At 36.2% G+C, this 26,616-nt stretch carries 27 protein-coding genes; 11 read left to right on the top strand and 16 right to left on the bottom strand.

Annotated elements, in window-relative coordinates:
• The 12 genes from L2737_RS02140 to L2737_RS02085 form a co-directional block, all read right to left on the bottom strand.
• Positions 1-1,110: a CDP-glycerol glycerophosphotransferase family protein gene (locus L2737_RS02140; protein WP_248954591.1), complete on the bottom strand. Its 1,110-nt coding sequence runs from the start codon at positions 1,108-1,110 to the stop codon at positions 1-3.
• Entirely contained in the window at positions 1,110-1,505 is a 396-nt protein-coding gene (tagD, locus tag L2737_RS02135) for a glycerol-3-phosphate cytidylyltransferase (protein ID WP_248954590.1), read from the bottom strand. The genes L2737_RS02140 and tagD overlap by 1 nt, the downstream gene beginning before the upstream one ends.
• A 754-nt stretch (positions 1,506-2,259) precedes the next feature.
• Positions 2,260-3,648, bottom strand: coding sequence for a CDP-glycerol glycerophosphotransferase family protein (locus L2737_RS02130; RefSeq protein ID WP_248954589.1), 1,389 nt, complete (start codon positions 3,646-3,648; stop codon positions 2,260-2,262).
• A complete protein-coding gene (locus L2737_RS02125; RefSeq protein ID WP_248954588.1) occupies positions 3,648-4,355 on the bottom strand; it encodes an SDR family oxidoreductase in 708 nt (235 codons plus the stop codon). Before L2737_RS02125 ends, L2737_RS02130 begins: the two co-directional genes overlap by 1 nt.
• A gap of 71 nt (positions 4,356-4,426) precedes the next feature.
• Entirely contained in the window at positions 4,427-5,122 is a 696-nt protein-coding gene (locus tag L2737_RS02120) for an IspD/TarI family cytidylyltransferase (RefSeq protein ID WP_248954587.1), read from the bottom strand.
• 614 nt (positions 5,123-5,736) lie between these two features.
• Positions 5,737-6,963 (bottom strand): KpsE/RkpR family capsule polysaccharide export protein, encoded by a 1,227-nt coding sequence (locus L2737_RS02115; protein WP_248954586.1) that lies wholly within the window; start codon positions 6,961-6,963, stop codon positions 5,737-5,739.
• A gap of 41 nt (positions 6,964-7,004) precedes the next feature.
• Complete coding sequence (locus L2737_RS02110; RefSeq protein WP_248954585.1) at positions 7,005-7,790, bottom strand: ABC transporter permease; 786 nt, start codon at positions 7,788-7,790, stop codon at positions 7,005-7,007.
• 43 nt (positions 7,791-7,833) lie between these two features.
• Positions 7,834-9,570 (bottom strand): polysaccharide biosynthesis/export family protein, encoded by a 1,737-nt coding sequence (locus L2737_RS02105; protein WP_248954584.1) that lies wholly within the window; start codon positions 9,568-9,570, stop codon positions 7,834-7,836.
• A 4-nt stretch (positions 9,571-9,574) separates the two neighbouring features.
• Entirely contained in the window at positions 9,575-9,958 is a 384-nt protein-coding gene (locus L2737_RS02100) for a putative periplasmic lipoprotein (protein ID WP_248954583.1), read from the bottom strand.
• A gap of 74 nt (positions 9,959-10,032) precedes the next feature.
• Positions 10,033-11,076: a UDP-N-acetylglucosamine--undecaprenyl-phosphate N-acetylglucosaminephosphotransferase gene (gene wecA / locus L2737_RS02095; protein WP_248954582.1), complete on the bottom strand. Its 1,044-nt coding sequence runs from the start codon at positions 11,074-11,076 to the stop codon at positions 10,033-10,035.
• Between the two features lie 388 nt (positions 11,077-11,464).
• A complete protein-coding gene (rfaH, locus tag L2737_RS02090; RefSeq protein WP_248954581.1) occupies positions 11,465-11,962 on the bottom strand; it encodes a transcription/translation regulatory transformer protein RfaH in 498 nt (165 codons plus the stop codon).
• A gap of 317 nt (positions 11,963-12,279) precedes the next feature.
• A complete protein-coding gene (locus tag L2737_RS02085; protein ID WP_248954580.1) occupies positions 12,280-12,840 on the bottom strand; it encodes a DUF4136 domain-containing protein in 561 nt (186 codons plus the stop codon).
• A 299-nt stretch (positions 12,841-13,139) separates the two neighbouring features.
• Between L2737_RS02085 and yciH the strand changes: the two genes are divergently transcribed.
• The 3 genes from yciH (at position 13,140) to ruvX (ending at position 14,736) form a co-directional block, all read left to right on the top strand.
• Positions 13,140-13,469, top strand: a complete 330-nt coding sequence (gene yciH, locus L2737_RS02080; RefSeq protein WP_248954579.1) for a stress response translation initiation inhibitor YciH — start codon at positions 13,140-13,142, stop codon at positions 13,467-13,469.
• Positions 13,470-13,549: 80 nt separating this feature from the next.
• Positions 13,550-14,110 carry a YqgE/AlgH family protein gene (locus tag L2737_RS02075; RefSeq protein WP_102528652.1) on the top strand — a complete coding sequence of 187 codons (561 nt, stop codon included), beginning with the start codon at positions 13,550-13,552 and terminating at the stop codon, positions 14,108-14,110.
• Positions 14,111-14,310: 200 nt separating this feature from the next.
• Positions 14,311-14,736: a Holliday junction resolvase RuvX gene (gene ruvX, locus L2737_RS02070; protein WP_248954578.1), complete on the top strand. Its 426-nt coding sequence runs from the start codon at positions 14,311-14,313 to the stop codon at positions 14,734-14,736.
• Between the two features lie 162 nt (positions 14,737-14,898).
• Here the strand turns inward: ruvX and hemH are convergent, their stop codons facing one another.
• From hemH to L2737_RS02050, 4 genes are all read right to left on the bottom strand, one after another.
• Positions 14,899-15,912, bottom strand: a complete 1,014-nt coding sequence (hemH, locus tag L2737_RS02065; protein WP_248954577.1) for a ferrochelatase — start codon at positions 15,910-15,912, stop codon at positions 14,899-14,901.
• A gap of 210 nt (positions 15,913-16,122) precedes the next feature.
• A complete protein-coding gene (locus L2737_RS02060; protein WP_248954576.1) occupies positions 16,123-16,668 on the bottom strand; it encodes a glutathione peroxidase in 546 nt (181 codons plus the stop codon).
• Positions 16,669-16,991: 323 nt separating this feature from the next.
• Complete coding sequence (locus L2737_RS02055; RefSeq protein ID WP_102528656.1) at positions 16,992-18,104, bottom strand: PilT/PilU family type 4a pilus ATPase; 1,113 nt, start codon at positions 18,102-18,104, stop codon at positions 16,992-16,994.
• 11 nt (positions 18,105-18,115) lie between these two features.
• The gene (locus L2737_RS02050) at positions 18,116-19,153 is read right to left on the bottom strand and encodes a type IV pilus twitching motility protein PilT (RefSeq protein WP_102528657.1); all 1,038 of its coding nucleotides are present in this window, start codon (positions 19,151-19,153) and stop codon (positions 18,116-18,118) included.
• Between the two features lie 35 nt (positions 19,154-19,188).
• Here L2737_RS02050 and L2737_RS02045 point away from each other — a divergent pair, with 35 nt between their 5' ends.
• The 8 genes from L2737_RS02045 to L2737_RS02010 all read left to right on the top strand — a co-directional run bounded on the left by L2737_RS02045 (position 19,189) and on the right by L2737_RS02010 (position 26,471).
• Positions 19,189-19,878 carry a YggS family pyridoxal phosphate-dependent enzyme gene (locus L2737_RS02045; protein ID WP_248954575.1) on the top strand — a complete coding sequence of 230 codons (690 nt, stop codon included), beginning with the start codon at positions 19,189-19,191 and terminating at the stop codon, positions 19,876-19,878.
• A 229-nt stretch (positions 19,879-20,107) separates the two neighbouring features.
• The gene (gene proC / locus L2737_RS02040; RefSeq protein ID WP_248954574.1) at positions 20,108-20,926 is read left to right on the top strand and encodes a pyrroline-5-carboxylate reductase; all 819 of its coding nucleotides are present in this window, start codon (positions 20,108-20,110) and stop codon (positions 20,924-20,926) included.
• 73 nt (positions 20,927-20,999) lie between these two features.
• Positions 21,000-21,548 carry a YggT family protein gene (locus L2737_RS02035; RefSeq protein WP_229367656.1) on the top strand — a complete coding sequence of 183 codons (549 nt, stop codon included), beginning with the start codon at positions 21,000-21,002 and terminating at the stop codon, positions 21,546-21,548.
• A gap of 24 nt (positions 21,549-21,572) precedes the next feature.
• Positions 21,573-21,860 carry a DUF167 family protein YggU gene (yggU, locus tag L2737_RS02030; protein WP_248954573.1) on the top strand — a complete coding sequence of 96 codons (288 nt, stop codon included), beginning with the start codon at positions 21,573-21,575 and terminating at the stop codon, positions 21,858-21,860.
• A gap of 140 nt (positions 21,861-22,000) precedes the next feature.
• Complete coding sequence (locus L2737_RS02025; RefSeq protein WP_102528662.1) at positions 22,001-22,447, top strand: DUF4426 domain-containing protein; 447 nt, start codon at positions 22,001-22,003, stop codon at positions 22,445-22,447.
• 174 nt (positions 22,448-22,621) lie between these two features.
• Positions 22,622-23,218 (top strand): RdgB/HAM1 family non-canonical purine NTP pyrophosphatase, encoded by a 597-nt coding sequence (gene rdgB, locus L2737_RS02020; RefSeq protein ID WP_102528663.1) that lies wholly within the window; start codon positions 22,622-22,624, stop codon positions 23,216-23,218.
• Between the two features lie 5 nt (positions 23,219-23,223).
• Positions 23,224-24,363: a radical SAM family heme chaperone HemW gene (gene hemW, locus L2737_RS02015; RefSeq protein WP_248954572.1), complete on the top strand. Its 1,140-nt coding sequence runs from the start codon at positions 23,224-23,226 to the stop codon at positions 24,361-24,363.
• A 254-nt stretch (positions 24,364-24,617) separates the two neighbouring features.
• Positions 24,618-26,471: a DUF885 domain-containing protein gene (locus tag L2737_RS02010; RefSeq protein WP_248954571.1), complete on the top strand. Its 1,854-nt coding sequence runs from the start codon at positions 24,618-24,620 to the stop codon at positions 26,469-26,471.
• Positions 26,472-26,616: the final 145 nt, after the last annotated feature.

Raw genomic sequence — 26,616 nt, 5'->3', positions numbered from 1 at the left:
TTAATAATTAGTCATAATTCTGTGTTCAATTTCTGCAACAGCAAGATTTGCATCGTTATCAAAATGATATCTGTTATATAGTTTATTATATTGTTTAGAATCATTTAATTCAGTATAGCTCGACAAATAGCTTAATGTTTCAATGAAACTTTTGTGCACTTTAGATGGAATAGAAATTTCAAAATCATTAATAAATCCATGATTTTCTTTGTAATCATCTAGATCAGGGCAATAAAAAACAATTGGTTTTCTCTTTAATAAATAATCGACCCAAATACTTGAATAGTCGGTGATTAATGAATCAGTATATCTCAATAAAATATTCTGATTTTTTATGCTACTAACATCGACTATATGAGGGTGTTTAAAAAATGAATCATTACTACATGATGAGAACTTATGATACCTCACTAGTAGCAAAATGTTTTGACTTATCAAGTATTGATGTAAATAACTGATTTCTTCTCTGGTTAAATTTAATGGATCATTAAATTGATGGCTATCGCCTCTATATGTAGGAGCCCACAACAAAGTTTTTTCAAATCCCTGAATAATGTCCCTTATTTGAGTATCGTCATCGTATAGGTCGATCTTTTTTAATTCAGTTTCGTTACAAGTCGTATAAATATTACGTGGCAAACCTGAAGCTAATAGCTTGTCATCACTAACATTAAAACACTTCTGCATTTGAACTGAATCAAAATCTGAGTTTGATAATATTAGATCTGTAACGTTTGATTGATAATCAAGAAAGTCTTTTGAAAATCGTTCTTTAAGTAAACATCGAATATTTTTAATCGGGCTGCCATGCCAGACATTTATACAATAATGATTACCCTTGATTAGGCCCATTGGCAAACTATGATCAAAAATTACAACTTTAGAACGATAAATGTTATAAAAGCACTTTAAACTTCTTAAAGGCTTAGAACTGGATACATGATTTCCATCAACCACAATTACTTCAAATTTATCTTTATACTTTGTATAAAGTATTTGTTGATTGGGATCCCAACTAGTCCTTGCTGTGATAAAAAAACAAACTCGAGACTTTTTAGGAAGGCAAACGTCAAATAAATTTAATACCTTCCTCAAAAATGATTTATACATTAACTAAACTTACTAATTATTTCATTTTTTCTTTCTGTCGTCGATACACCTTCAGTTCTTGGTAGATATACGACTTCACAATACTCTTTCAAGAAGTCAAACTTACCTTCCCAATCGTCTCCTATTACAAAAACATCAATGTTATTCTCAACAACATCTTTTATTTTTTGATCCCAATTTGTTTCTGCAATAACTTCGTCGACATATTTAATGCTGCCAACAATTTCTGCTCTTTCATAGTATGGTTGTGCACAAACTTTATTCTTTGACTTAAGATTGAAATCATCAGTAGAAATAGCAACCGTTAAGTGATTGCCTAATGCTTTTGAACGTCTTAGGAGGTTCAAGTGACCTATGTGAAATAGGTCAAATGTACCGTACGTCAATATTTTCATATTCCATCCAATAGTTTAGGTTAAAATTATGTTTAAAGTACATTACTTTAGTAACTGATTGTTAATCGCTAAGGATATTCTCTGTCGCAGTTAAATCATAAATTATTTCTACATCCATCGGTAAAAATTAACCATTACATTGGGATGTAAACCATCCTTTGAGAAAGTTTGTAATCCGTATATCTACTGACAATAGATATAATGACCCATTGAGTTGAAAATAATAAGGCAGAAATTGTCTTTTTATGTATGGTAACTCTGAATTTACAATGTTAATAATTTCAACATTTTAAAGTCATTTATCAGCTTTTTCAGGTATAGCTTTTGGCTCGTAAACTGAAATAACACCACCACACTCTTCGTTCTTACTTTGAATATCAAATACACAAACTATGCTTTGAACATACCTTAGTGGGACCGTTGGTTATAACAACATAAAGCACCATTATCTATTAACGAAAATCATCAATTGCATGTCTATAGTATCATGGGAGGATGTTAGCAGTAGATAAGGTTGCTAGTCATGTCCATATCTCTAAATTTAATCGCAATTAATTTGCAATCTGTTTAGAGATATACTTTATAAAATAATACCATTTATGTCCAATTTCGATTGCACAGCAATTTAATATTAATTGCCATTATAATTATGTAATAGACAATAATCGCCACTAAAAAGGTTTAACGATGATAATATTTACAAGACGCCTACAAACAGGCACCTTGTAAATTTAGGTTCTTATAATTATTGTAATTAATTTTTAATATTAAGTTCACTTCTTAATTTTTCAATAAAGAATTTTTTAGGTGATTCATTTATCGATACGCCTAGAGCTTTCCTTCTTAACTCTACCATATCATGATATAAATCTTTGCTATCTGCCTTGTTAAGGAACTCTTGAACAAATACTTCAAAACCATCTTTTATCAAATCTTCAAAGTTCAAGATAAATGCTTGCCTTGCTAATAAATTCTCTTTATAAAAAACATCTAAATCACTTTCTTGAGATATGACGCTAAATGGTTTTGCTGATGCAATCCAATCAGCAATAACGCTAGAAACATCAGATATCATTATATCTGAATTATTAATGCAATCACTCATTTCAGGATGAACAAAATCAAAACGTGGATCATTTGAAATACAACTATTCATTCCAAATTCTTTATTAGATTCTTCAATAATTTTATATATATCATTTATTAATGCTGCATCATGCTTATTACTATAGCTATAAGGGTGAGCACGAAAAATAACATTATGACCGGTATTGATTAAGAACTTTATTACATTTGATGCTGCATCAAGGGAAGTATAATTGGAGTCAGCATGGAAACCAGACCAAGTAGTTGCATAAAAAACAGTTTTTTTACTATTGGAGGTACTATCGATTTCTTGGATAACAACATCATCTACTTGAGGTCTACCAACAATACAAAAAGCCTCATCAAAAATTCTAACGTTATTTTCTTTGTATCTTTGTATTGCAATACTTCCTGCTACAAATAACTTATCATACATGACACTAATAGGATTAAAGCTAGACGATTTATCACTTTCTCCATGCAAAAGTTGTACATGTGTATATTCTTTGTACCTAATCATATGAGTGTTTTTCATACCATTATTTACATAAAATATGTGCTGCACATCCAATTTTTTAATATATCCTAAATCTTTAATTGTTGGTAAGTAAATTACCGGCAATTGTTTTGACCAGAGAATATTATACGTATCTTTAGAACGTGTAATGACTACATATTTATCAGAAACCTCCGAAAAATATGGCAACCACATTAGCAGTTGATATTCTGATCCTTTTGGGGCATCAAAATAAAAGCAAAAATCTAAATGGACTGTACCATCAGGTAAGTTTGATAAATTATCAGCAACACCTTTAGCATTGACTAAACCATTTACAGTTGAATTCTTAATTTTTAATTTTGCTTTAGGCTTTTTCCTAAAGTTGATAAAGTCTTTGATCAGATTTCTTAACTTATTTTTGTTGAACTTCAAAAAAACAGTTATTAGAATAAAGATACAAAGAAATACTATTATACTAGCTATAAAATTGTTTGTTAATGCTACAACAAAAAGTGCTATATAGCTTGATATTAGAAAATTTAAACAGATAGTAATCATTATAATCTTACAACCATATTTTCACTATCGATAAAATGTCCAACATCACTCAATAATAATTTAATCACGTTAGCAACATCTTCAGGCTGCATGATAGTGCTTTGGTCTTCATTCGGTGCCAAAACTCGTCTTAAACTTGTTGCACAACGACCTGGTGAAATACAACTGACTCTTGTACCCAAGGGTAATAACTCTTCGCGTAAAGACTCGCTGAAAGCAGTTAAAGCAGCTTTGGAGCTACTATAGGTAGACCATCCAGCTCTTCCCTTTATACCAGCAGTAGAAGCAATATTAACAATATGTTGGAATTTATTACCACTTTTAAGCAATGATTGAATAAGCTGAAAAGGCGTATATAAATTAACTTGCATTGTAGACATTAGCTCTTCCAATGATGATTCGAAAATAGTTTTAGGAATCGTCAAACCTGCATTGTTAATTAGTATGTCAACGTTTTTGAACGATGATATTACATTCGCAATAAAATCATTAACTTCATTTTGTTGCAATAAGTCAACTTCATAACAATGAACAGAAATTTTGGTATTCTTTTTGAGTTCAGTTTTTAAATCATTAAATTCTTGAGATGCTCTAGCAACTAAAATCAACTCCGATATATTTTCTTCCGCCAACATATAAGACACTGCAGCTCCAATACCCTTCGAAGCTCCTGTTACCATTGCAACATTATTATTTATATTATTCATTTTAACCTACACTGTATCTGAATATTAGACTGAATCTATTAACCCACATTATTATTTTAAAAGTTTATCCACTATTGTTCTGAATAACTTTCATCATTAATTTTACTGAGTATATATTCTGCCAGATGAATATCTTGTGGGGTTGTAACCTTAAAGTTTTTGTCTTGTCCATATAAAGTATCGACTACTTCGCCTTCAGCAATTAGCATTGAGGCATCTTCAGTAAAACTTTGCTTTGAAGCATTATATTTATTATGAACTAACTTAAGTATGTTAGTATCAAACTTCTGTGGCAACTGAATGTTAACCAATTCATCTCTATTTAAATTTTCTGTTAGCAATGAAGATTGACAATCTTTTTTCAAAACAGTAAAAGGTATATTAAGTACAGTAGAAACATTAAGGCTTTTAGAGGCAATTAATTTCTTGAAATCATTTTTATCAACCAATGGTCTTGCTGATTCATGAATAATAACACTTTCGCTCTTGACCAAGCTTAACATTTTATAAACGGATTCTTGGCGCGTTTCACCAGCATCAACAAATTCAATATTAGTTTTTATTGCATAATCAGAAATCAATGTTTGTATCTGTTCTTCCCAACCTTTTGGCGAGTTGATGACAACCTTGTTAATTTCATTTAATTCATCAGCGACTCTTAATGTATAAATAAATAGTGGAATACCGTTAACTCTAACAAGTTGTTTAGGCATCCCAGCTTTAGCTCTGGTTCCAACACCACCATTTAAAAGTAACAATGTAGTCATTTAAAACTCCAATTTCTCATTTGATAAACATTTATATAAACAATTAATATTATACATAAACTTCTCACACCAATCAACACACCGACATTTCATATAGAGGACTAAATCTCCATATAACTTATAGGATAATTAGCGCTAACATTTAAACTATTTATCTTATTAACACAAGGGAGGTTAAACCATTAAAATACAAAACCAAAGGAGAGCAATTTTCTAAAAACATAAATTTTGAAGAGTAGAACAAAACATTTTATTACACCCGCAAAAAATTACATTGCAAAAACACTCTTAAAAGAACAAACTAATTCATATCTTGAGTTTTCAAATAAACTTAACGATGCCAATTAACTAAATTCCCAGTGCCAGATGAAAAGCCTTTTTAAGACAAACTCAGATTGGCAGGTTATTATTAAATTTAATATTTATTTATTAACGTCAAATTAAAACCTTCTATTTAAAAAATATTTTAGGCAATTCTATATTGTCGAAAAACACATCATATCAAAATCTGTTCTCAACTTATATCAAGATCACTTTATAGCTAAAAATTCATTATGCATGGATAAAAACTCTTATAAATAATAACCTGTAAAACAATAGGTACAATTAATAATTTATTTTAACTCATTGAATGTAGAAACTACTATTTTGAATATTCCAAAAATCAAAAATAATACAACACTTAAAAGCGCTATATTATAAATAACCTTTGGGTAAAGGTTATCTTCAGGCTTAGTTGGCTGCTCAACAAGAATCAGAAATTTTAACTGCCTATAGGCTTCTACTCTAGATTTTTCCATAGAGATTATTGAAGAAGCAAAACTTTTAATCGCAAGTTCTAGTTCAAGTTTTAAATCTGAAAACTTAGCTAAGACCTGACTTATTGATAGGTCTGATTCTTTGGAAGCTTCATTTTGCTGAGTTAATCTTGTTTTCTCAAACTGAAGCTGCTCTTGATATGCTTTAATTTGGTTTTCGACATTAACGACTTGGGGAGCTTCATCACTCATAACGGCCCTAAGTGTTGTCAATTCCGTTTTTTTAGCTGCTATTTGAGCTTCTATTCCATAAGCTATTTGAGCTAACGCTTTACCCTCTTCTTCAGGATTTAATAAATTATACCTCTGCTGAAATGCAAGCAAAGATTTTTGTGCATTTACCAATCTACCCTCTACTGTTAAATGCTCTTGTTTTACAAATTCAAGTTGCGCGTTGGCTAGTTGATGGCTTATATCATTGATATACCATTCGGCCTTCTCGCCTATTTGGGTTGCTAATAATGTTGAATAATCCGAACTAAAGCCTTGCACTCTTACTGTAATAACTGATGATTTTTCGTCAATAACAACATCAACCATTGAGTTATAAAACTGGCTAAATGCTTCTTTAGATTGCCAAGAATACAGCCGACTAAATATATCTGCTTGGCTGCTTTCAAAATGTTCTCTTAATGAAATATTGTCATTTAAGTACTCAAGCATATCATTGGAGAATATGTACTTCTGCACTATTTGTGTATCTGTATTTGTTGCTGCGCCTCCAAAGCCTGTTAACAGTGCCATACTGGGGTCTAATGTTGACATACCATCAGGTTGTTGCACAATCATTTGAAATCTACTTTCAAACCTGGGACTAGCCCAAACAATTTGATAAAATGAGAATAACAGGATAGGAAGCAAAACACATAAACCAAACGGTGTGACGAAGTGTTTGAGGTAAGGACTGCCCTGTATTTTGAGTTTCAGCTGTTTTAGTTTATCAGTAACACTGCTCGAAGACGGCTTAGCCTGTAGCTCATCTTTTACAGGTACCTCCCCTATCTTTTCGTCCGCTTTATTCACTTAGTAAATCTCTTTTAAGTTTGTAAACATAATAGTTACCATTAACGACTTATCGCTTGCTTCCATGACAGTGTGTAACAACAGAGTGAAAAGAATGTAATTGTAAGAGTAAAAAGAAACAAATATAACTCACTCACACCAACAGCCCCATAAATAGGGTAGGCAGCTAATCTCGACAGTTCAATAGCATGTAGTACAGGGTTCCATTGAAGGTATATCCATATATTTTCAGGCAAATCTTGTAAGCTAAAAAAAACTCCCGAAATAAAAAATAATGGACGTTGAAGCATTGTCCTCACCTTATCGACTTCAGGAATGAAGGCTCTAGCTAATGCAAACAACATGCCGGTACTGAGGGCAATTAACCATATCGATATCAGGTAAATCAAGATACGTAATGGATCATAAATGCTTATTTCAATCTTTATAAAATACATGATCAATGCCAGAACACTGATTACCACTACTTTGTTAACTAGTTCAAATAAAGCGACTGCAATGACAGAAGCAATAGGTTGTACTTGCCTAAATGAAAACAGTTGTTTATTTTTTTTAATACTTCCTGACGTAGATGTCAATGTAGTTAGGAATAGTTGGATACAAATCATGCCATAAACCATAAACACAAATGTAGGTATTGAGTGTGTTTCGCCACCTTCTATAGAACTTCGCATATAAGATAATACAAAAATAAAAGATACCGGTTGAGCTACAGCCCAACTAATCCCCAATTTATCACTAAATTTACTCTTTATTTCTCTTACAAAAATAGCAAATATGACATCCAACCAAATTTGTAGAATAGTTCTGTGCTTTACAAATGCCATAAGCTACTCAGAAAAAGCTATATTAAAACTAATCATTGTCAGATTAATTAATTGCGTTTGCAGCAACTGCAATTTGATAAATAATTTGGGTTACATCTTTTACAGATTGCATTATTTTCGCATCGACTTTTGGCAATACAAGGATTTGATCTCCAGCCATTAAATTACCCGTTGCATTCATTTTTACCATGCCATTTTGGCGTATGACCATTATTTGTTCGTGATCAGCTCTTTCTGAAAACCCACCAGCCCACGCTATATAATCTGTAATTAATGCTTCATTATTAAAAACAACCGCTTGAGGCATGAGAACTTCGCCACCAATGTGTATTAAATCAGTTTTAGGAGGTATAAATACGACATCACCAGTTTCTAATAATACATTCGCAACTTTATCGGAATCGGATACGATGACTTTCCCTAGGGGTTGAACTAGCCTTGCCCGTTTAGTAAATTCCAATACCATTCTTGCTTCTTCGGCTCTGATTCTAGCTTCACCATCTGATGATGCTGGAGCAGTAAATATACTTCTTTCTAGCCTATTGAGTGAGTCGTCAATCATTTCCTTTTGTTTTAATGCCACACTTTTTCTTTGAATATATACATTGGAAAAGTTTGTTTGATACTGTTCAATTGGAATATTTGCCAATAAATCATGCAATCTAGTGTTCTTTTTTACTGCAAAATACGAAGGCCCTAAGTAACTACCCGATACTTGTATATCGATGACTTGTGCCCTTAAATCATCGTTAAAAAACAATTTATCGCCATCACTTAAAATAAAACCTTCAAATTCAGAAAATGACATATATCTTGAAAATGGTCCTGTTGCTCTGTCACCTATCACACCGACATGGCTCACTTTAGCTAAAGGTCTAGCATAATTTATGACTTCATTTCCGATTGCTGAACTTTCTTTTAATTCAAATCGAAATGGATACCTTACACTACCAGCTACAACAACTGATGCTCTTTGCTTTGAAACCAAAATCACATCTTTATCTTTGAAATTGAAGGTAGGTAAAAAACCTCGAACCATAAAGTCATATAGATCAATCTGATGAATGAGTTTATTATTTCTTAATACTTTGACATCACGATAACTTCCACGCTCTGGGTCAATGCCACCTGCACGCTTTAAAAAATAAAGCAGGCTATCTGACGCTAGGCCAGCATATTGACCTGGCCTAACTATATTTCCGGTAATAAATACACTAACTGGTGTAGAAGTTAACAGATTGACATAGATTTGAACTGAGTCTTTGTAGGTTGCTCTAATTTTTTGAGTCACGACTTGATTCAAATTACTCGCTTTAACATCTTTTACTGTCACAGGCCCTATATTTGTGATGAATATATTCCCTTGTGAATCAACAGTTAACACTTCGGATATAGATACTGCTCCCCAAAGCTTAATTGACACTTTGTCACCTGCGGCGATTAAGTAATCTTCATTTAAGCCATCAAGTCTTTCTGTTTCAAACCCACCGGCAAAAATATTTGAACCGAAAGGAGGCGGTAAACCATCTTCACTTACAGGTAACAATGTCGATATATCATTTTCGCCAGGTAATAGCCTACCTTGTCGAGAGTTCTGTTGATAACTTCCGAGTTGGTTCTCATTACTTGCATCAGATTGCGATTGAAGTGATTCGAAGGTATTAGCAGTTTCAGATGATATAAACTCATTACTCAGGACGGGGTCTGCAGCGAGAACATTGGTTGACATAAACACAAAAAGTAAAACTAAAGCTTTTGGTAGATTGTTAAATTTATTCATATTTTCAATTGCCTAGCTCAATCTTATTATTATTATCGATTACATTAGACATTAGGTACCAAGCTTCACCAGTATTAGCTTTACAACTTATTCTTTCGAACTTATCTGCTTTTATATTTGCTATTTTGGAAATGTAAATTTTTCTACATTGTAGACCTAAAGCAGAAAAGTATAATTCACCCAAAGAGATCGCTTTACCATTGTATGAAATAACTTCATGTTCTTCTTTAAGTTCTAATGCCGTCCATAGGGTTTCTGGGACCAATTTCGCTGATTCCAAAACTTGATCGTATTTAATCATACTCCGGGAGGCTTCAACCCTAGGAGGCGAAGAAGAGCAAGCACCAAGCGAAGTGATAAGCAAAAATACAATTAGTGTAACTTTCATATATTGTTCTTTTATTAGTGACTTATAGATCATGGTTTTGTGCAAAAATACGTTTGCAATATCATACCACTAGGTTAGAAATTTCTAAAAAACTTAATAACATTCCAAATATTTTGTAGTGCAAAGTTATATGCAAAAAATACAGCTATAAATCCAACAAACATAATCCACTCAGGGATATCATTTATATCGGCCCAGCAACCAATTATAGCAAATAAAGCACCAGTTGCACTGATCAGAACTAATGTTTGTTCACGGGTGAAACCTGCCCGTTCAAAAATATGATGTAGGTGCTCTCGGTCGGCTTTAAAAGGAGAAAGCCCTTTTTTTAGTCTTCTGTACATGATTGCTGCCATATCCATAAGAGGAATAGCTAACAAATATAATGCTGTTACAGGTTTAAATGCCGGTTCTGAAGCATTAGTACCTATGACCATTAACCATACTAGTGTTAGACCGATAAACATATTACCTGCATCACCCATAAATACTTTTGTAAGGGAAGTATGAGAGCTCAGGTTAAATATTAAATAAGCAATAAGTGCAGGTATAAATAATATAGGCAACAGCACCCATTCGCTATCAGCTCTGTGTAGTAAAAATGCAATACTGGTAAAAGCAATCAGACTCACAGAGCCTGCGAGACCATCAATACCATCCATCATGTTAACCGCATTTATGCCACCAATTATTGCAACAATGGTAAACAAGGCGCCTAAAAAGCCTAACTCAATGCTAGTAAATCCAATTATATAGCCTAAAGATGTAAAGTGTTGTTCTGTACCAAAAATCATTAAAGAAGCAACAATAACCTGAGCAATCAAACGTACTTTCACACTTAAATCATATCGATCATCTAAACTGCCAACAAAAAGAACCATCGCAGCCGCTACCAAGTAAATATTTAATTCCTGACTATGACTAAAGAAAATCATTGAAGCTGTAAGAATTGAAATATATATCCCAATTCCACCCACGAGTGGAATTTCTCCCACGTGCAGTTTTCTACCACCGTTAGGTAAGTCCACTAATCCCGCTCTAATAGCAATTGGTCTAGTAAGAAAAATAGTAATTAATGAAAGAACAAAACTAATTAACAGCGGGAGTAAATAATCCATTATTTATTCTCCATAATTCAAAGTTGTAATCATTTGGCAACATACTCATGTTAAATTTTAGTAAAGAGTTAGCTATAATTATGCTACCGCCCTTAGATTCGGTCCCTAAAGTATCTAACGTGCTTAATGTTTAGTTAGTTGTTTGAGCTAAATCTCTTTTTATTATAACTAGTTTGGTATAATGAAAAATTTATACTGTGTAAAAAGAACAGTAAAATTTTAAATCATATTCAAATGTCGAATTCAAGAAGCACAAATGTGTTTTTACTAATTAAAATACAATAACTTAAGCTTTAATATTATTAAAATGGCGAATGCCAACTCTCGAATCACTATAGCTAATGTCTCACATACTGAATAGACTAAATCCTTCAGTGGACATTAGGATTCAAATCCTAAAACGAGTGATACTCTTCACATCTGTCTCTATTCTCTTTTGCTGCCCCATGATGTTAAACAACACAAAACAGCGTTTTTCTGCATTTTTTTCTTCGAAAATAGCTTCTAAATCAACGAAAGGACCTTCGGTGAACTTTACTTTATCCCCGCTTTGCAATCCTTTATCAATTTCAGGCTTATGCCGCTGAACTCGATTTTTTATTCCTTGTATGATCCTGTCATCAATTGGAGTCATATCTTCACGACAACCAATTATTCTTGAAGCACCGCGAGTTGAATGAATGCGGCTAACACTCACTTCTGTAGGGTCAAAATAAATGAATAAATAACAAGGGAATAGCGGAACTTCAACTAGCTTTGTTTTTCCTTGAGATGTTTTCTCTTCTTGAATGATAGGTAAGTAGCTTTCAATCTGTTGCATGGCTAAATTTTGTTGTGCTCGTATTTCGTTACGAGGCTTACAATATAACAGATACCATGATTTCATCTTTAGCTACTCTTTTATAATCCAATGGTGACTTCCTTTATCACCAGACTCGTGATTTTAGCAAAGGTGAAAGTGTAAAGAAATGGCTTTTAGCGTTTATGCTTATCAATTGATGAGATTTAATACACAAAATATCTCTAATGCTCTTTGCATCATAAAAATTGATGTAATACTCACAAATTAGAAAAAATTTTCCAATAAAAAAGCCAACTCTTTTCGAGTTGGCTAACTACAGCACCATTTACGAAACATTTTTAACAAGTTTCAAGTCTACTTAAACTACAAACATTTCCAAAATGAGATGCATCAAAATAAATTTATTTAACTTCAGGCTTCGGTGGGAAGTTCATCATCACTTCACCAATCGCATGATTGATGATTTCTACTCGCTCTTCTGGTGAGTTTTGTTCACGAATAGTGTCAGCTACACTGCCACGCCATACAAGGTTGCCGGTTTTCTTATCAACTAAATCTACAATCAATGTACCTACTTCGTACTCACGAACCGTAGTTTGAGTGTTCATACCTGCACCACCCCAGCCACGACGGCCATAGTATGGGTAATAACCGTAACTAGTATTAAACGTATCTACATTAATCTTTTTATTGACCTTGGTCAGGTAGTTAACCAGTAAATCAGCTTGATCTACTTCTACTTTTGACAAACCTTTTTGGGTGAGCTGTGAGTTAACGGCTTCTCTCACTCGTTGGTCCATTAAACCATCTAGATGGTAGGTGCTATCTTCATTTTTCTTTTCTACCCAAGCAAAGCTTTTGTATTGTTCAAATGAAACGGCTGGATCATAGTCACTACTGGTCTTCAGTGTACTACAAGCACTTAATGCTAAAACGGCGGCAGCAACGAAAAGCTTTTTCATATTAACTCCAAATGGCAACAAGCAAACAAGTTGTTTTCATTTACTATTTAATGATTATATTCTGATTAATAATTAGCTTACCTAGGTAAACCTTAATCATCAACTGATTATATAAACAAAATGTGTCTAGTTCAGTTTATTTACAGAAACCTTTATACGAGTACCTCAGAAGATAAACTCAACTCATTGAGTTTTATATATCTTATCCTAAATCATTTCAAAGTTACTGAGCCGTTCTCTTTAGCAGCATCATTTAGTTTGCTAAACTATTACTAACACTTTCTTACTTTTGTTATTTTATGAGAATTGATCCAAATATTTCCTTAGTTTACAGAACTGATGGCGGTAAAATTGAACAACCCAAAGTTGAGGCTTCTATCCCTGAAGGTGATGGTATTGTTAGGATCCATAAAGACAGTAAAGGCCGAAAAGGAAAAGGCGTTAGTGTTATAAAAGGTTTGGGGTTGGCACCAAAAGAACTTAAGGCTTTAGCCCAAAAGCTCAAAAAACAGTGTGGTTGTGGCGGCACTGTCAAAGATTTTGATATTGAAGTTCAAACGGATGACCGTGACAAAATTAAAGTGTTATTAGAAAAGCAAAACTACACCGTCAAGTTGGCTGGCGGTTAATATTTTAGCTCAATTGATTTATCGGACGTATACCTTGCTTAGAACAGCATCCAACTTACGTATAAGCACAAGGATTTTTTATGGATAGCTTACAAGGTCATCTATTAATTGCTATGCCCTCATTAGAAGATACTTTCTTCGAACGCTCTGTTATCTATATTTGCGAGCACAACGATAAAGGCGCAATGGGTGTGATGATTAACCGCCCTACCAACATTGTTATTGATGAATTACTGGATCAAATTGGCTTAACCAATGAGTCTGAATTAAGTTTGGATCTCGAAGGTCCCGTTTTACTCGGTGGACCTGTTGATACAGATAGAGGCTTTGTGCTGCACACGCCACAAGAGCAATGGGTTAATAGTGAGTCTATCAGTGATTTTTGTATGTTAACCACTTCTCGTGATGTGCTTAACTCATTAGGAACCAAAGCGTCACCAAAACAATTTGTCGTTGCCCTTGGCTACTCAGGCTGGAGTAAAGATCAACTTGAACAAGAACTAGCTGATAATACCTGGTTAACTATACCTGCCACTTCTGAGTTACTCTTCGGTCAGGATGTTGAACAACTATGGACTGAGGCGACGAAAAAGTTAGGGTTTGATATTTGGCAAATATCTTCCCAAGTTGGCCACTCATAACGTTTAAAAGTGTTGTTTGACCTTTAGTTATTTAGTTATTTAGTTATTTAGTTATTTAGTTATTTAGTTATTTATTTTAGTTACTTATTTTAATTACTTGCTCATTTTATTTTTTAGCGACTTGCAATGCATTCGCATCCCACATTTCTCTATGCCAGTCATTTAGGTTTTAATCAGCTGGTTTTTTTAAAGGCAAAAATATGCAATCAAAAACCGTTTTAGGGTTTGATTTTGGAACTAAAAGTATTGGAGTGGCTGTAGGTCAAGAAGTAACAGCCAGCGCAGCGCCAGTTTCTGCAATTAAAGCCAATGATGGCATTCCAAACTGGGATGACATTGAAGCAATCATTAAGGAATGGCAACCTGATCTAGTCGTCGTTGGCCTTCCGCTTAATATGGATGGCACTGAGCAAGAGATGACTCAGCGCGCGAAAAAGTTTGCTAACCGCGTTAGTGGTCGCTTTGGAGTAAAGGTCGCGACACAGGATGAAAGGCTCACTACTACTGATGCTAAAGCGCGTCTTTTTGAGCTCGGCGGCTACAAAAAGCTTACAAAAGGTCAAGTGGATGCTGTATCTGCTGTACTGATTATTGAGAGCTACTTTGAAAATCAATTTGCCGATTAAAAAATTTAGCTAGAAATTTCAATACAAAAAAGGAGCCTTAGGCTCCTTTTTTAATTTAAGATACTAGAATTAAGATACAAACCTTTAGATACAATCTTTTAGATACAAAGCTTTAAATACAAGCCTTTAAATTCAAGTGCTAAGATGTTTAGCTTCAGAAACTTAAAGGTAAGGCTTAACCAAGTTTGCCATCATATTGATGTGGGCATCATTATCATTTAAACATTCGATATAACGGAATTTCTTACCACCCGCTTGTTCAAACACTTCTCGGTTTTCACCTTTAATCTCTTCAAGTGTTTCTAGGCAGTCAGCGCTAAATGCTGGACATACGACAGCAATGTCATTCACACCTTCTTTTGGTAATGCTTCCATTGTCGCATCGGTATATGGCTGCAACCATTTAGCTTTGCCAAAGCGCGACTGGAAAGTCATCACATATTCTTTTTCATCTAAACCTAGTTTTTCAACCACTAAACGAGTTGTTTTTACACAAAAACAATAATATGGATCGCCTAAATGTAAATTACGTTCTGGCATGCCGTGGTAAGACAACACAAGTTTTTCAGGCTTACCATTCTGGTCAAAATCCGTTTGTATTGATTCAGCTAGCGCATCAACAAAGGTTGGGTCGTCATGATAGGTATTGATAAAGTGCAGTGCCGGAATATAGCGCCACTTACATAGCTCTTTTGCAATCGCGTCAAATGCTGACGCTGTTGTAGGAGCGGCATATTGAGGATAAAGCGGTAAGACAACGATTCTATCAATGCCATCTTTATGCATTTTTTGAAGTACAGAAGGCGTTGAAGGATTACCATAACGCATTGATAAGTGTACCGATGCATCAACATCGTTATCAGCAAATAACTTTGCTAATTTACCTTGTTGTTTAAGGCTGATATCCATCAAAGGGGAACCATCTTCAGTCCACACTTCTTTGTATAAAGCTGCAGATTTTGCAGGACGAACACGTAAAATAATACCGTGTAGAATACACATCCAAACTAGCTTGGGGATTTCTACAACACGAGGATCAGCTAAAAACTCAGCTAAATACCTTCTAACCGCTGATGGTGTAGGTTCATCAGGTGTGCCTAAATTCATTAATAACACGCCAGTTTTACCGCGTGACTTGTGGCCGTCTTCTTTACTTAAACCAGAAAATTTATACAAAACTGTCTCCGAAAAATTCCATCACAGGGTGAGCGATTAAACTCACTCAGATGCTAAAGTCTGTCGCATGCTCAAAACTTATTATTAGTGAGTATTACTATTTAATATTATTATAACTCGCTCTCATCATTACTGATTTAAAGAGCAAGGCTTGTAATGCTCAAAAAGTAGCTAGATTGTAAATAATTAGTTTTATTCACGATGCAAAATTTATAGCACAGACTCTATCGCTTTTTTCAGTTCTTCGCTATCCGGTTTTACTCGAGAGTTGAATTGCTGCACACTTTCGCCATCTGCACTGACTAAGTATTTGTAAAAATTCCATTTAGGTGCTGCTGTCTTGTCACCCAAATAAGCGAATACAGAGTTAACATAACTTCCTCTAACCGCTGATGTTGACACCATAGTAAAGGTCACGCCGTAATTGACGAAACAAACATCAGCAGTTTTTGCTTCATCATCTTCTTCTTGAAAGAAATCATCAGATGGAAAACCAATCACCACTAGGTCATCTTCATATTCTTTATGCAGTGCTTCTAACGCTTCAAACTGAGGCGTAAAGCCGCAATTACTCGCTGTGTTAACAATCAATACCGGTTTACCGTTAGTCACCTCACACAAGTCAACGACTTCATCAGAATGTAATTTTCTGGCTTCTACATTTAGATAATCAGGACAGCTATTTGCAAATACGCTAGGTGCTAAAAAAGAGCTCGTTAAAGCAAGTAAGCTAGAGGTTAATAGAAGCTTTTTCATAATGTTCCCTTTGATTGTTATCCAATAATTTGGGTATCGGCTTAAGTTCATATGTGCAAAGCAATCACTTTGCGAATCATAATCATATAATCGATTATACGTTGTTCTTATAAAAGCAGATCATCGATAGTGTAAATAATCACTTCAATATTTCCAGCCATATCTTCTAGTCACAGCTTCTAGTGCCGCTTCTAGACAGTAATGTCAAAGCTATATAAGTTACAGCCATAAAAAAACCAAAGTGAAGCCACTTTGGTCTTTATATACTGTTATTCACTATTTAGATTTAATCTCATTAAGACTAATTCTATTCAAGACTCTATTTAACCTAAATCTAAAGTCACGCCATCCATCAAGCCTGAACCACTTGTTTCATTAGTTTGCAGTTTAATCATCAAGCGTAAATCATTTGGAGAATCAGCATGGTGCAATGCATCTGCATAGCTGATTTCTTTCTCTAAATATAAATCCAGCAACGCTTGGTCAAAGGTTTGCATTCCTTGCTCACGAGATTTACTCATGGTTTCTTTAAGTAAATGCAGCTCATTTTTCGCAATCAAACTTGCAATACGAGGGGTGTTAATCAAAACTTCAATTGCAGCACGACGCCCTGAACCATCAGACTTAGCCACAAGCTGCTGAGCTACAATGCCACGTAAATTAAGCGATAAATCAAACAGTAATTGATTATGCTTACTTTCTGGTACTAAATGCATAATACGATCTAACGCTTGGTTAGCATTGTTGGCGTGCAAGGTTGCCATACATAAGTGACCTGTCTCAGCAAACGCCAGCGCAAACTCCATGGTTTCTTGAGTTCGGATCTCACCAATCAAAATAACATCTGGCGCCTGACGCAGTGAGCTTTTAAGTGCAGCGTCAAAAGAATCAGTATCAATACCAACTTCACGTTGAGTAATAATACTTTTTCTATGGTCGTGAACAAATTCTACAGGGTCTTCAATGGTCAAAATATGGCCACGAGCATGAGCATTTCGATAACCCACTAATGATGCCAATGAAGTTGACTTACCAGTACCTGTACCACCAACCATAATAATCAAGCCACGTTTACTCATGACTAAGTCTTTTAAGATTGGTGGCAGCTTTAAATCATCAACTTCAGGTATTTTTGTCTCAATGCGGCGCATAACACAGCCAGGAGACTCACGTTGCCAAAAAGCACTGACACGAAATCGACCTAAATCTTTTGCTGCAAATGCAAAGTTACATTCACGCGAGTCATGAAACTCTTGTTTTTGTACATCAGTCATTAAAGACTCAACAAAATCCAAAGACTGCTCTGGGTTAAAACTAGTTTCAGAAAGCGGTCTTAGCTCACCATCAATTTTTGCACTTGGCGGGAATCCCGCTGTCACAAATAAATCAGAGGCTTTTCGGTCAACCATGACCTTTAAAAAAGGACGTACATCCATTCAATTAACCCTTAAAAGTTAGCTTGTTTATTCGAGCTCTTAGACATTGCATCATCACGGGTAATTAAACCGCGATTCACTAAATTTTGTAAACACTGCTCAAGGGTTTGCATGCCATGTGACATACCCGTTTGAATTGCTGAGTACATTTGTGCGACTTTATCTTCACGGATCAAGTTACGAATAGCCGGTGTGCCCATCATAATTTCATGCGCAGCGACTCGACCACCGCCCACTTTCTTAATCAGAGTTTGTGAAATTACTGCCTGAAGTGATTCAGATAACATGGTTCGTACCATATCTTTCTCACCCGCTGGGAATACATCGACAATACGGTCAACGGTTTTTGCCGCTGAGGTGGTATGCAAGGTGCCAAACACTAAGTGACCGGTTTCTGCTGCGGTCATTGCTAATCGAATGGTTTCAAGGTCACGCATCTCACCCACAAGAATAACATCGGGATCTTCACGAAGTGCTGAACGCAAAGCAGCATCAAAACCATGAGTGTGTTTATGGACTTCACGCTGGTTAACCAAACACTGTTTGTTTTGATGTACGAATTCTATTGGGTCTTCAATGGTCAAAATGTGATCATGGCGTTCATTGTTAATATAATCGACCATTGCCGCTAGCGTGGTCGACTTACCTGAACCAGTAGGGCCTGTTACCAATACAAGGCCACGGGGGAAACTTGATATTTTCTTAAAGATTTCTGGAGCACCGAGTTGCTCTAATGATAAAATTTCACTTGGAATGGTACGGAACACTGCACCAGCACCACGAGACTGGTTAAATGCATTCACACGAAAACGCGCAAGGTTAGGGACTTCAAACGAGAAATCGATTTCTAAATGTTCTTCAAAGTCCTTACGTTGTTTATCATTCATGATGTCATACACTAAACCGTGCACGGCTTGATGATCTAATGCAGGTAAATTAATTTTTCTGACTTCACCATCTACACGGATCATTGGCGATACGCCTGCTGAAAGGTGTAGATCCGAGGCATTGTGCTTTACACTAAAGGCAAGTAACTCAGTTATTTCCATGGTCAATGACATCCATTTAAACAAATAAAAACAATATGACAACAATAGCAGACCGAATATCAATCGCCCAGAGCCAAATCGCTCAAGCGGCGCAAAATTGTTCACGTAACAGTGAAGAAGTCACTCTTCTTGCGGTAAGTAAAACTAAACCCATTGAAGATATCATTGCGGCATACGGGGCTGGTCAGCGATGCTTTGGCGAAAACTACGTACAAGAAGGCGAAGAAAAAGTCATCGCCTTAAGTCAAAGCCACCCAGATATTGAATGGCATTTTATTGGCCCGCTGCAATCCAATAAGTCACGCATTATTGCTGAGCACTTTGATTGGATGCATACCTTGAGTCGTGAGAAAATTGCTACACGGCTTAATGAGCAACGACCTGATGACAAATTACCACTGCAAGTGTGTATCCAAGTTAATGTCAGTAATGAAGCCAGTAAATCTGGCGTTAGCTCTGAAGAGGTTAATCATCTTGCACAAATAATTGATAAGTTACCTCATCTTACCTTGCGCGGCTTAATGGCAATTCCAACAGCAACTGAAGATGTAAACTTGCAAAGGCAAGAATTTGCTCAACTTGAAAACTTATATCTTGAACTTAAACAACAATACCTTAGTGTAGACACACTTTCGATGGGCATGAGTAGCGACTTAGCTATCGCTATTGAACACGGTTCAACCATGGTCAGAATTGGCACAGCGATATTTGGGTCAAGAGCTTAAGCTTTGAAGTGACTAATAGTTTTGAAGCGACTAATAGATTTGAAACGTCTAATTAAAAAGTCAGCTTTAAATGTAAGTACACACTTTTATCAAGTGATGGCTATGTTTTTAAGCTGTTATTCATGAAGGATAATTTATAATGACAGCCTTGTAATGAGCCATGAAAGCCCAAATATAAGACTCCTACACGTACTCAACGAGTACATAAAATTAAAAGTGATTTAACCTTATGACTCAAGCAAAAGTATGTTTTATCGGTGCGGGCAACATGCCGCGAGCTATCATTAGCGGATTAGTGACCAACGGATACCCTGCTGATAAAGTTCACGCAACGAACCCAAGTGTCGGCAAGTTAGATGCGCTAAAAGCAGATTTTGGCATTCAAGTTTCTCACGACAATGTTGCAGCTGCGGATGATGCAGATGTGATAGTACTCAGCGTAAAACCGCAGTTAATGCAAATGGTGTGTGAGCAACTAAGTCATTTAGATTTATCCAATAAGTTATTAGTTACTATCGCTGCAGGCATTCCTGCAGCTCGTTATCAAGATTACTTTAAGCAGCCAATTAAACTTATTCGCACTATGCCAAATACACCAACCCAAATTGGTGTTGGCATGACTGGATTATTTGCTGACAACTCAATCTCAGCTGAGCATAAACAAATTTGTGAAACCCTAATGAAAACCGGTGGCGAAGTTGTTTGGGTAAAAACTGAAGATGAGCTTAATCAAGTTATCGCGTTAGCTGGCAGCTCACCTGCATATTTTTTCTTGTTTATTGAGTCGATGATCCAACACGGCATTAAAACAGGGCTTGATGAGCAAACGGCTCGAGCTTTAGCTCAACAAGCTGCATTAGGTGCTGCGCAAATGGTCGTGCAAAACCCTCAGCTATCATTAGAGAAGTTACGCACCAATGTTATGTCTAAAGGTGGCACGACTGCTCGCGCAGTTGAGACGCTTGAAGAAGGCGATTTACGTGGGTTAGTTGACCAAGCAATGACGAACTGCATAAAACGAGCAGAAGAAATGGCAAAAACATTTTAAAATTATACGGATTCAGCGACACTGTCACTATTAATGACATGTTATACGCACCAACCAAACAAGGCACTTAATAATGAATGCAATGCAATTTCTCGTTACCACGGTTTTTGACCTTTACCTTATGGTGGTAATTTTACGTTTTTGGCTTCAACTTGCTAGAGCTGACTTTTATAATCCATTTAGTCAATTTATCGTAAAAGCGACCCAACCGATTATTGCACCTATGCGCCGTGTATTACCTTCCATTGGTGTCATTGATACAGCCTCAATCGTACTTGCGCTTATTGTGGTCTTGGTGAAGTTTTTGACCTTATCTTTACTGGTTGATTTAAAAATCGATGCGGTATCATTACTGATTTTATCTTTAGTTTCGGTGATTAAAGAAGCAGGTGTTTTACTGTTCTGGGTATTAATTATCCGTGCATTACTAAGCTGGTTTAATCAAGGACATAATCCGATTGTGATGGTGATGGACCAATTAACAGAGCCGTTTTTACGTCCTGTTCGTAAAATCCTTCCTCCAATGGGCGGACTTGATTTATCAGTCATGCTGGTATTAATTGCGATGAACTTTATCAATATTTTATTCGCGCAATATATTCCGTTTTGGAATGCGGTTTAACCCTTCTAACTGGGTTTAACCATAATGAGCGCTATCATTCAGCAACAGAGTCACCTGTTGCTGAATCTTTATATTCAACCTAAAGCCAGTCGCGACAAGATCATCGGTCTGCATGGCGATGAGTTAAAAATTGCTATTACTGCACCTCCCATTGACGGTAAAGCCAATAGCCATTTGATTAAATATTTAGCTAAAGCCTTCAAAGTTCCTAAAGCGGATGTCGTAATCTTAAAAGGCCTTCAAGGTCGGCATAAACAAGTCCAAATATCCATGCCTAAACAAATTCCTAGTGAATTATCTCACTTACTGTAAAGCAATAAATTCAAAGTTAACTCATTAAACTTGCTTAGTTTTGTATGAAATTGAGGTGAGTTTGATTAAAATTCTCTATACTTAGGTCTACACTCCATTAGTGAATCACCTCTTGCAAGAGTCGATCAAGGATCACGATTATGTTTCGCACTATCATTTTAAGTTTATTGGTTGTTTTAGGCCTGTCACTCGGACTATCAAATACCGCCCAAGCAGAACAAAAACAGCAAGTAGGTAACTTTGATATCCATTACATGGCATTAAGCAGCACGTTTATCACCCCAAGTATTGCAAAAACCTACGGTATTGAACGAAGCAATTATAATGGCATCGTAAATATTGCAGTATTAGATACCAGTAAAGAGGGTAACCCGCCTGTAGCAATTGAAATCTCAGGTGTGGCAAACAACTTACTTGATGCAAGAATCACGTTAGATTTTAAAGAAATCCGTGAGGGTAAAGCCATTTACTATATCGCCCAAGTGCCATACCGTGACGACCAAGAAATCAATTTCAACATTGCCATTAAGCATGGGAATAAACTCAATACAGCACTTAAATTTAAGCAAAAATTTTACGTTGAATAATCAGAAACGTGCAGCAAAAACATTCTACAAAGCCAATTATAGTATGATTGGCTTTATTTTTATCAGTCCATAAACCATCACCTATTATCATCTTTTGAGCTATCTATCAGCTAAACGCTTAGGTATCATTAGCCAAATTTTCAAGTACCATTTTCCATCCACTAAGGTATTCCCATGCAGCAAATTGTTTTAGCCAGCGGTAACAAAGGTAAACTTAAAGAATTTGACCAAATGTTGTCACAATTTAATATCCAAGTATTGCCACAAAACCAATTCAATGTACCTGAAGTGGCTGAAACAGGAACAACCTTTATTGAAAATGCCATCATCAAAGCAAGACACGCAGCAGAAATAACCGGAAAAGCAGCCATTGCGGATGATTCAGGTTTAGAAGTTGATGCGCTTCAAGGAGCTCCAGGAATATACTCTGCTCGATATGGCGGAGAGGATGCGACAGAAAAAGACAGATACCTAAAATTACTCAATGCACTCGAAGGCCAAACCGAGCGTAATGCACGTTTTCAATGTGTATTGGTTTATATGCGTCATGCTAAAGATCCAACCCCGATTGTTTGCCAAGCAGCTTGGGAAGGAAAAATCGGCACTGTACCTCAAGGCGAGCAAGGTCATGGCTATGATCCTGTTTTCATTCCTGAAGGTTTTGATTGCTCAGCGGCAGAGCTAAGTAGTGAACAAAAAAATCAACTAAGCCACCGTGGTTTAGCATTGAATTTATTGGCTGATGCACTTAAAGCTAAAGGGATCATCTAAGCATTATGTTAACCCTACCACCACTTAGCCTTTATATTCATATACCTTGGTGTGTGCAAAAGTGCCCTTATTGCGATTTTAACTCCCATGGTCAGCAAGGTGAATTGCCTCAAGTTCAATATGTCGAAGCCTTACTGCAAGATTTACACAATGACTTAGGTTATGTTCAAAACCGTAAGCTGCATAGCATTTTTATTGGTGGTGGTACGCCTTCATTGTTTGATGCTAAACAAATAAAGGTCATTCTTGACGGCGCTAGAAAAGCTATTGGTTTTGAAGATGATATTGAAATCACCATGGAGGCCAACCCTGGCACTTTAGAGCATGATGATTTTGCCGCCTATCAAGCCGCAGGCGTAACGCGTTTATCAATTGGCGTACAAAGTTTTTCTAAAGATAAGCTCAATTTACTTGGCCGCATTCATGATGAAAACGAAGCTGTCACTGCGGCTAATACCGCATCAAAATCAGGCTATAACAGTTTTAACCTTGATCTCATGCATGGCCTACCAAATCAAAGCTTTGATGAGGCAATGGCGGATATTGATACTGCAGCAGAGTTAATGCCACCTCACCTTTCTTGGTATCAATTAACCATTGAGCCCAATACGCTTTTTCACTCGAAGCCGCCACAACTCCCTGACGATGAAAACCTTTGGCACATCTATGAACAAGGCCAAAAGAAGCTTGCGGCATTAGGTTACCAACAATATGAAATCTCGGCTTATGCCAAACCAGGGTTTCAATGCCGTCATAATTTAAATTACTGGCAATTTGGTGACTACCTTGGCATTGGCTGTGGCGCTCACGGTAAAATCACCCAACCTGAAAAAGATGTGATTACCCGTACTGTAAAAATCAAACACCCTAAGGGCTACTTAAATACTGAAGACTACACTTTTGAAACCTCAGAAGTGCTGCCAGAAGATAGAGCGCTAGAATACTTGATGAACAGATTACGACTGATGACGCCAATCCCTAAAGTTGAGTTTGAGCAACGCACTGGTTTATCAGCAGATGTGCTTACTGATGGAATAAATAAATCTATCTCAAGAGGCTTATTAACTGAATCAGAGAATCATTGGCAGCTAACATCTAAAGGCCATATGTTCGTCAATGACTTGTTATCGCAATTTATAGATTAATTCAGTCAGTAACTTATTGGGTAAACTCATTACAGTATAGGCTCAGCAAATAGTGCTTAATAGCCACCACTTGAACCAAGTCGGTGGCTTTTTAATGCTCACATCATTACTTAATCTAATAAACCGCAAGCTTTAAGCAACATTTAATACACAATTGCTAACATTTCACTTTACCCTTTTTCGCTTTGCTCTATTAGGATATCAATCAATATTAATAAACGCTTACTTCTATCCCTCGTTTACGGAAACCCACTATGCTACTAAAAACTAAAACGACAATAATAGCCGTTGCATTATCTAGCTTATTATCTACCTCTGCGTTGGCCCATGGATCGGACAACCACCCAGTTAAAAGCGCAACTGAAACCACTAAAAAAGCCACAACGGAATCAGAAAAAGCCAATGAATTATTTGAAAACATTTTCATGGAAAATGTTATGGCTAGCCCTATCTCACAAACCTACATGCGTATTAAAACTGATTACGATAAATGGGGTGATTTCAGTGATAAAGCTGATGATGAAGCATTAGAGCGTACTAAAAAGCACCTTAAACAACTCGAATCAATTGATGTCAGTAAACTTGATGTTCAAACTGCATTAAGTTTTAACCTAATGAAGCAAGGATTAGAACAAGACATTGCTGATGATAAGTGGCGTTACCATACCTATCCAGTTAACCAAATGTACGGCAGCCATACTTTTATCGCGACATTCTTGATTAATCAACACCAAGTATCAAGCGTAAGCGATGCTGAAGCTTATATCAGTCGTTTAAATGGCGTTAAACACGCTAGCAAGCAGTTAGTTGATGCTTTAAAGCTTCGCGCTGATAAAGGCGTAATCGCACCTAAGTTTGTTTTCCCATATGTCATTTCAGACAGTGAAAATATTATTACTGGCGCTCCTTTTAGCGACACTGAAGAAAAGAGCACTCTGTGGGCTGACATTAACAAAAAGGTCACAGCCTTAGATGCGCCTCAAGCTAAAAAAGATGAATTACTTGCTGCAGCTAAAAAAGCCCTCGTTGACAGTGTTCAACCAGCCTATACCGATCTTATCGCTTATCTTAATGAACTTGAGAAAAAAGCCGATACTCGTGATGGTGTTTGGAAACTGCCTGAAGGTGATGACTTCTTCAATTTACGTTTAAGCCGTGTCACTACAACAGACATGAGCTCAGAAACAATTCATCAGTTAGGTTTATCTGAAGTTGCCCGTATTCATGACGAAATGCGCGAAATCATGAAGACAGTAAAATTTGATGGTGACTTACAAGAATTCATGGCATTTATGCGTGATGACGACCAGTTCTACTACCCAGCGACTGATGAAGGCAAGAGCCGTTACATGTCAGAAGCCAAAGCATTAATTGATAACATGGAGTCTCGTTTAGACGAAGTATTCAATATCAAACCAAAAGCTAAATTAGTGGTAAAACAAGTCGAAGCCTTCCGTGAAAAATCAGCCGGTAAAGCGTTTTACAATCAACCTGCACCTGATGGATCACAACCTGGTACCTACTACGCTAATCTATATGATATGAAAGCGATGCCGACTTACCAAATGGAAGCATTAGCTTACCATGAAGGTATTCCAGGACATCATATGCAAATTGCTATTGCACAAGAACTAGAAGGTATTCCTAAGTTCAGAAAGTACGGCGGTTATACTGCCTATATTGAAGGTTGGGGCTTATACACTGAATACTTCCCTAAAGAGATGGGCTTATATGCCGACCCATACTCTGACTTCGGCCGCTTAGCAATGGAGCTTTGGCGCGCATGTCGTCTAGTGGTAGACACTGGTATCCATTCAGAAAAATGGACCCGTGAGCAAGGTATTCAATATTATGTTGATAATACGCCAAACGCAGAGTCTGATGCAGTGAAAATGGTTGAACGTCATATCGTCATGCCAGGTCAAGCAACTGCTTATAAAGTGGGAATGATTAAGATTCTAGAGCTACGTGAGAATGCGAAGAAGCAGTTAGGTAACAAATTCGATATTCGTCAATTCCACACTCTCATTCTTGAGAATGGTCCTTTGCCGCTAGATATTCTAGAAACGAAGGTCAATGACTGGGTTAAAGCCACTAACGCTGCATAACCCCCCTTATAAAAACAAAAACCACTGAGCTCAGTGGTTTTTTTATGCCTAAATTTTATTTTGACTAATACGCTATTGATAAAAAATGAAAATAAGAAATGATAATAAGGAATGACTGAAGCAAACAAGCAAGCAGGAACAAAAA

This window comes from Shewanella electrodiphila, from assembly GCF_023283985.1.
GTDB classification, from domain to species: Bacteria; Pseudomonadota; Gammaproteobacteria; order Enterobacterales; family Shewanellaceae; genus Shewanella; species Shewanella electrodiphila.
This window is presented reverse-complemented; position numbering and strand designations above follow the sequence as displayed.

Bases quoted from the DNA above. Each gene is read 5' to 3' on its own strand.
- L2737_RS02140 (WP_248954591.1), bottom strand. From the start codon at position 1,110: ATGTATAAATCATTTTTGAGGAAGGTATTAAATTTATTTGACGTTTGC.
- tagD (WP_248954590.1), bottom strand. From the start codon at position 1,505: ATGAAAATATTGACGTACGGTACATTTGACCTATTTCACATAGGTCAC.
- L2737_RS02130 (WP_248954589.1), bottom strand. From the start codon at position 3,648: ATGATTACTATCTGTTTAAATTTTCTAATATCAAGCTATATAGCACTT.
- L2737_RS02125 (WP_248954588.1), bottom strand. From the start codon at position 4,355: ATGAATAATATAAATAATAATGTTGCAATGGTAACAGGAGCTTCGAAG.
- L2737_RS02120 (WP_248954587.1), bottom strand. From the start codon at position 5,122: ATGACTACATTGTTACTTTTAAATGGTGGTGTTGGAACCAGAGCTAAA.
- L2737_RS02110 (WP_248954585.1), bottom strand. From the start codon at position 7,790: ATGGCATTTGTAAAGCACAGAACTATTCTACAAATTTGGTTGGATGTC.
- L2737_RS02105 (WP_248954584.1), bottom strand. From the start codon at position 9,570: ATGAATAAATTTAACAATCTACCAAAAGCTTTAGTTTTACTTTTTGTG.
- L2737_RS02100 (WP_248954583.1), bottom strand. From the start codon at position 9,958: ATGAAAGTTACACTAATTGTATTTTTGCTTATCACTTCGCTTGGTGCT.
- wecA (WP_248954582.1), bottom strand. From the start codon at position 11,076: ATGGATTATTTACTCCCGCTGTTAATTAGTTTTGTTCTTTCATTAATT.
- rfaH (WP_248954581.1), bottom strand. From the start codon at position 11,962: ATGAAATCATGGTATCTGTTATATTGTAAGCCTCGTAACGAAATACGA.
- L2737_RS02085 (WP_248954580.1), bottom strand. From the start codon at position 12,840: ATGAAAAAGCTTTTCGTTGCTGCCGCCGTTTTAGCATTAAGTGCTTGT.
- yciH (WP_248954579.1), top strand. From the start codon at position 13,140: ATGAGAATTGATCCAAATATTTCCTTAGTTTACAGAACTGATGGCGGT.
- L2737_RS02075 (WP_102528652.1), top strand. From the start codon at position 13,550: ATGGATAGCTTACAAGGTCATCTATTAATTGCTATGCCCTCATTAGAA.
- ruvX (WP_248954578.1), top strand. From the start codon at position 14,311: ATGCAATCAAAAACCGTTTTAGGGTTTGATTTTGGAACTAAAAGTATT.
- L2737_RS02060 (WP_248954576.1), bottom strand. From the start codon at position 16,668: ATGAAAAAGCTTCTATTAACCTCTAGCTTACTTGCTTTAACGAGCTCT.
- L2737_RS02055 (WP_102528656.1), bottom strand. From the start codon at position 18,104: ATGGATGTACGTCCTTTTTTAAAGGTCATGGTTGACCGAAAAGCCTCT.
- L2737_RS02050 (WP_102528657.1), bottom strand. From the start codon at position 19,153: ATGGAAATAACTGAGTTACTTGCCTTTAGTGTAAAGCACAATGCCTCG.
- L2737_RS02045 (WP_248954575.1), top strand. From the start codon at position 19,189: ATGACAACAATAGCAGACCGAATATCAATCGCCCAGAGCCAAATCGCT.
- proC (WP_248954574.1), top strand. From the start codon at position 20,108: ATGACTCAAGCAAAAGTATGTTTTATCGGTGCGGGCAACATGCCGCGA.
- L2737_RS02035 (WP_229367656.1), top strand. From the start codon at position 21,000: ATGAATGCAATGCAATTTCTCGTTACCACGGTTTTTGACCTTTACCTT.
- yggU (WP_248954573.1), top strand. From the start codon at position 21,573: ATGAGCGCTATCATTCAGCAACAGAGTCACCTGTTGCTGAATCTTTAT.
- L2737_RS02025 (WP_102528662.1), top strand. From the start codon at position 22,001: ATGTTTCGCACTATCATTTTAAGTTTATTGGTTGTTTTAGGCCTGTCA.
- rdgB (WP_102528663.1), top strand. From the start codon at position 22,622: ATGCAGCAAATTGTTTTAGCCAGCGGTAACAAAGGTAAACTTAAAGAA.
- hemW (WP_248954572.1), top strand. From the start codon at position 23,224: ATGTTAACCCTACCACCACTTAGCCTTTATATTCATATACCTTGGTGT.
- L2737_RS02010 (WP_248954571.1), top strand. From the start codon at position 24,618: ATGCTACTAAAAACTAAAACGACAATAATAGCCGTTGCATTATCTAGC.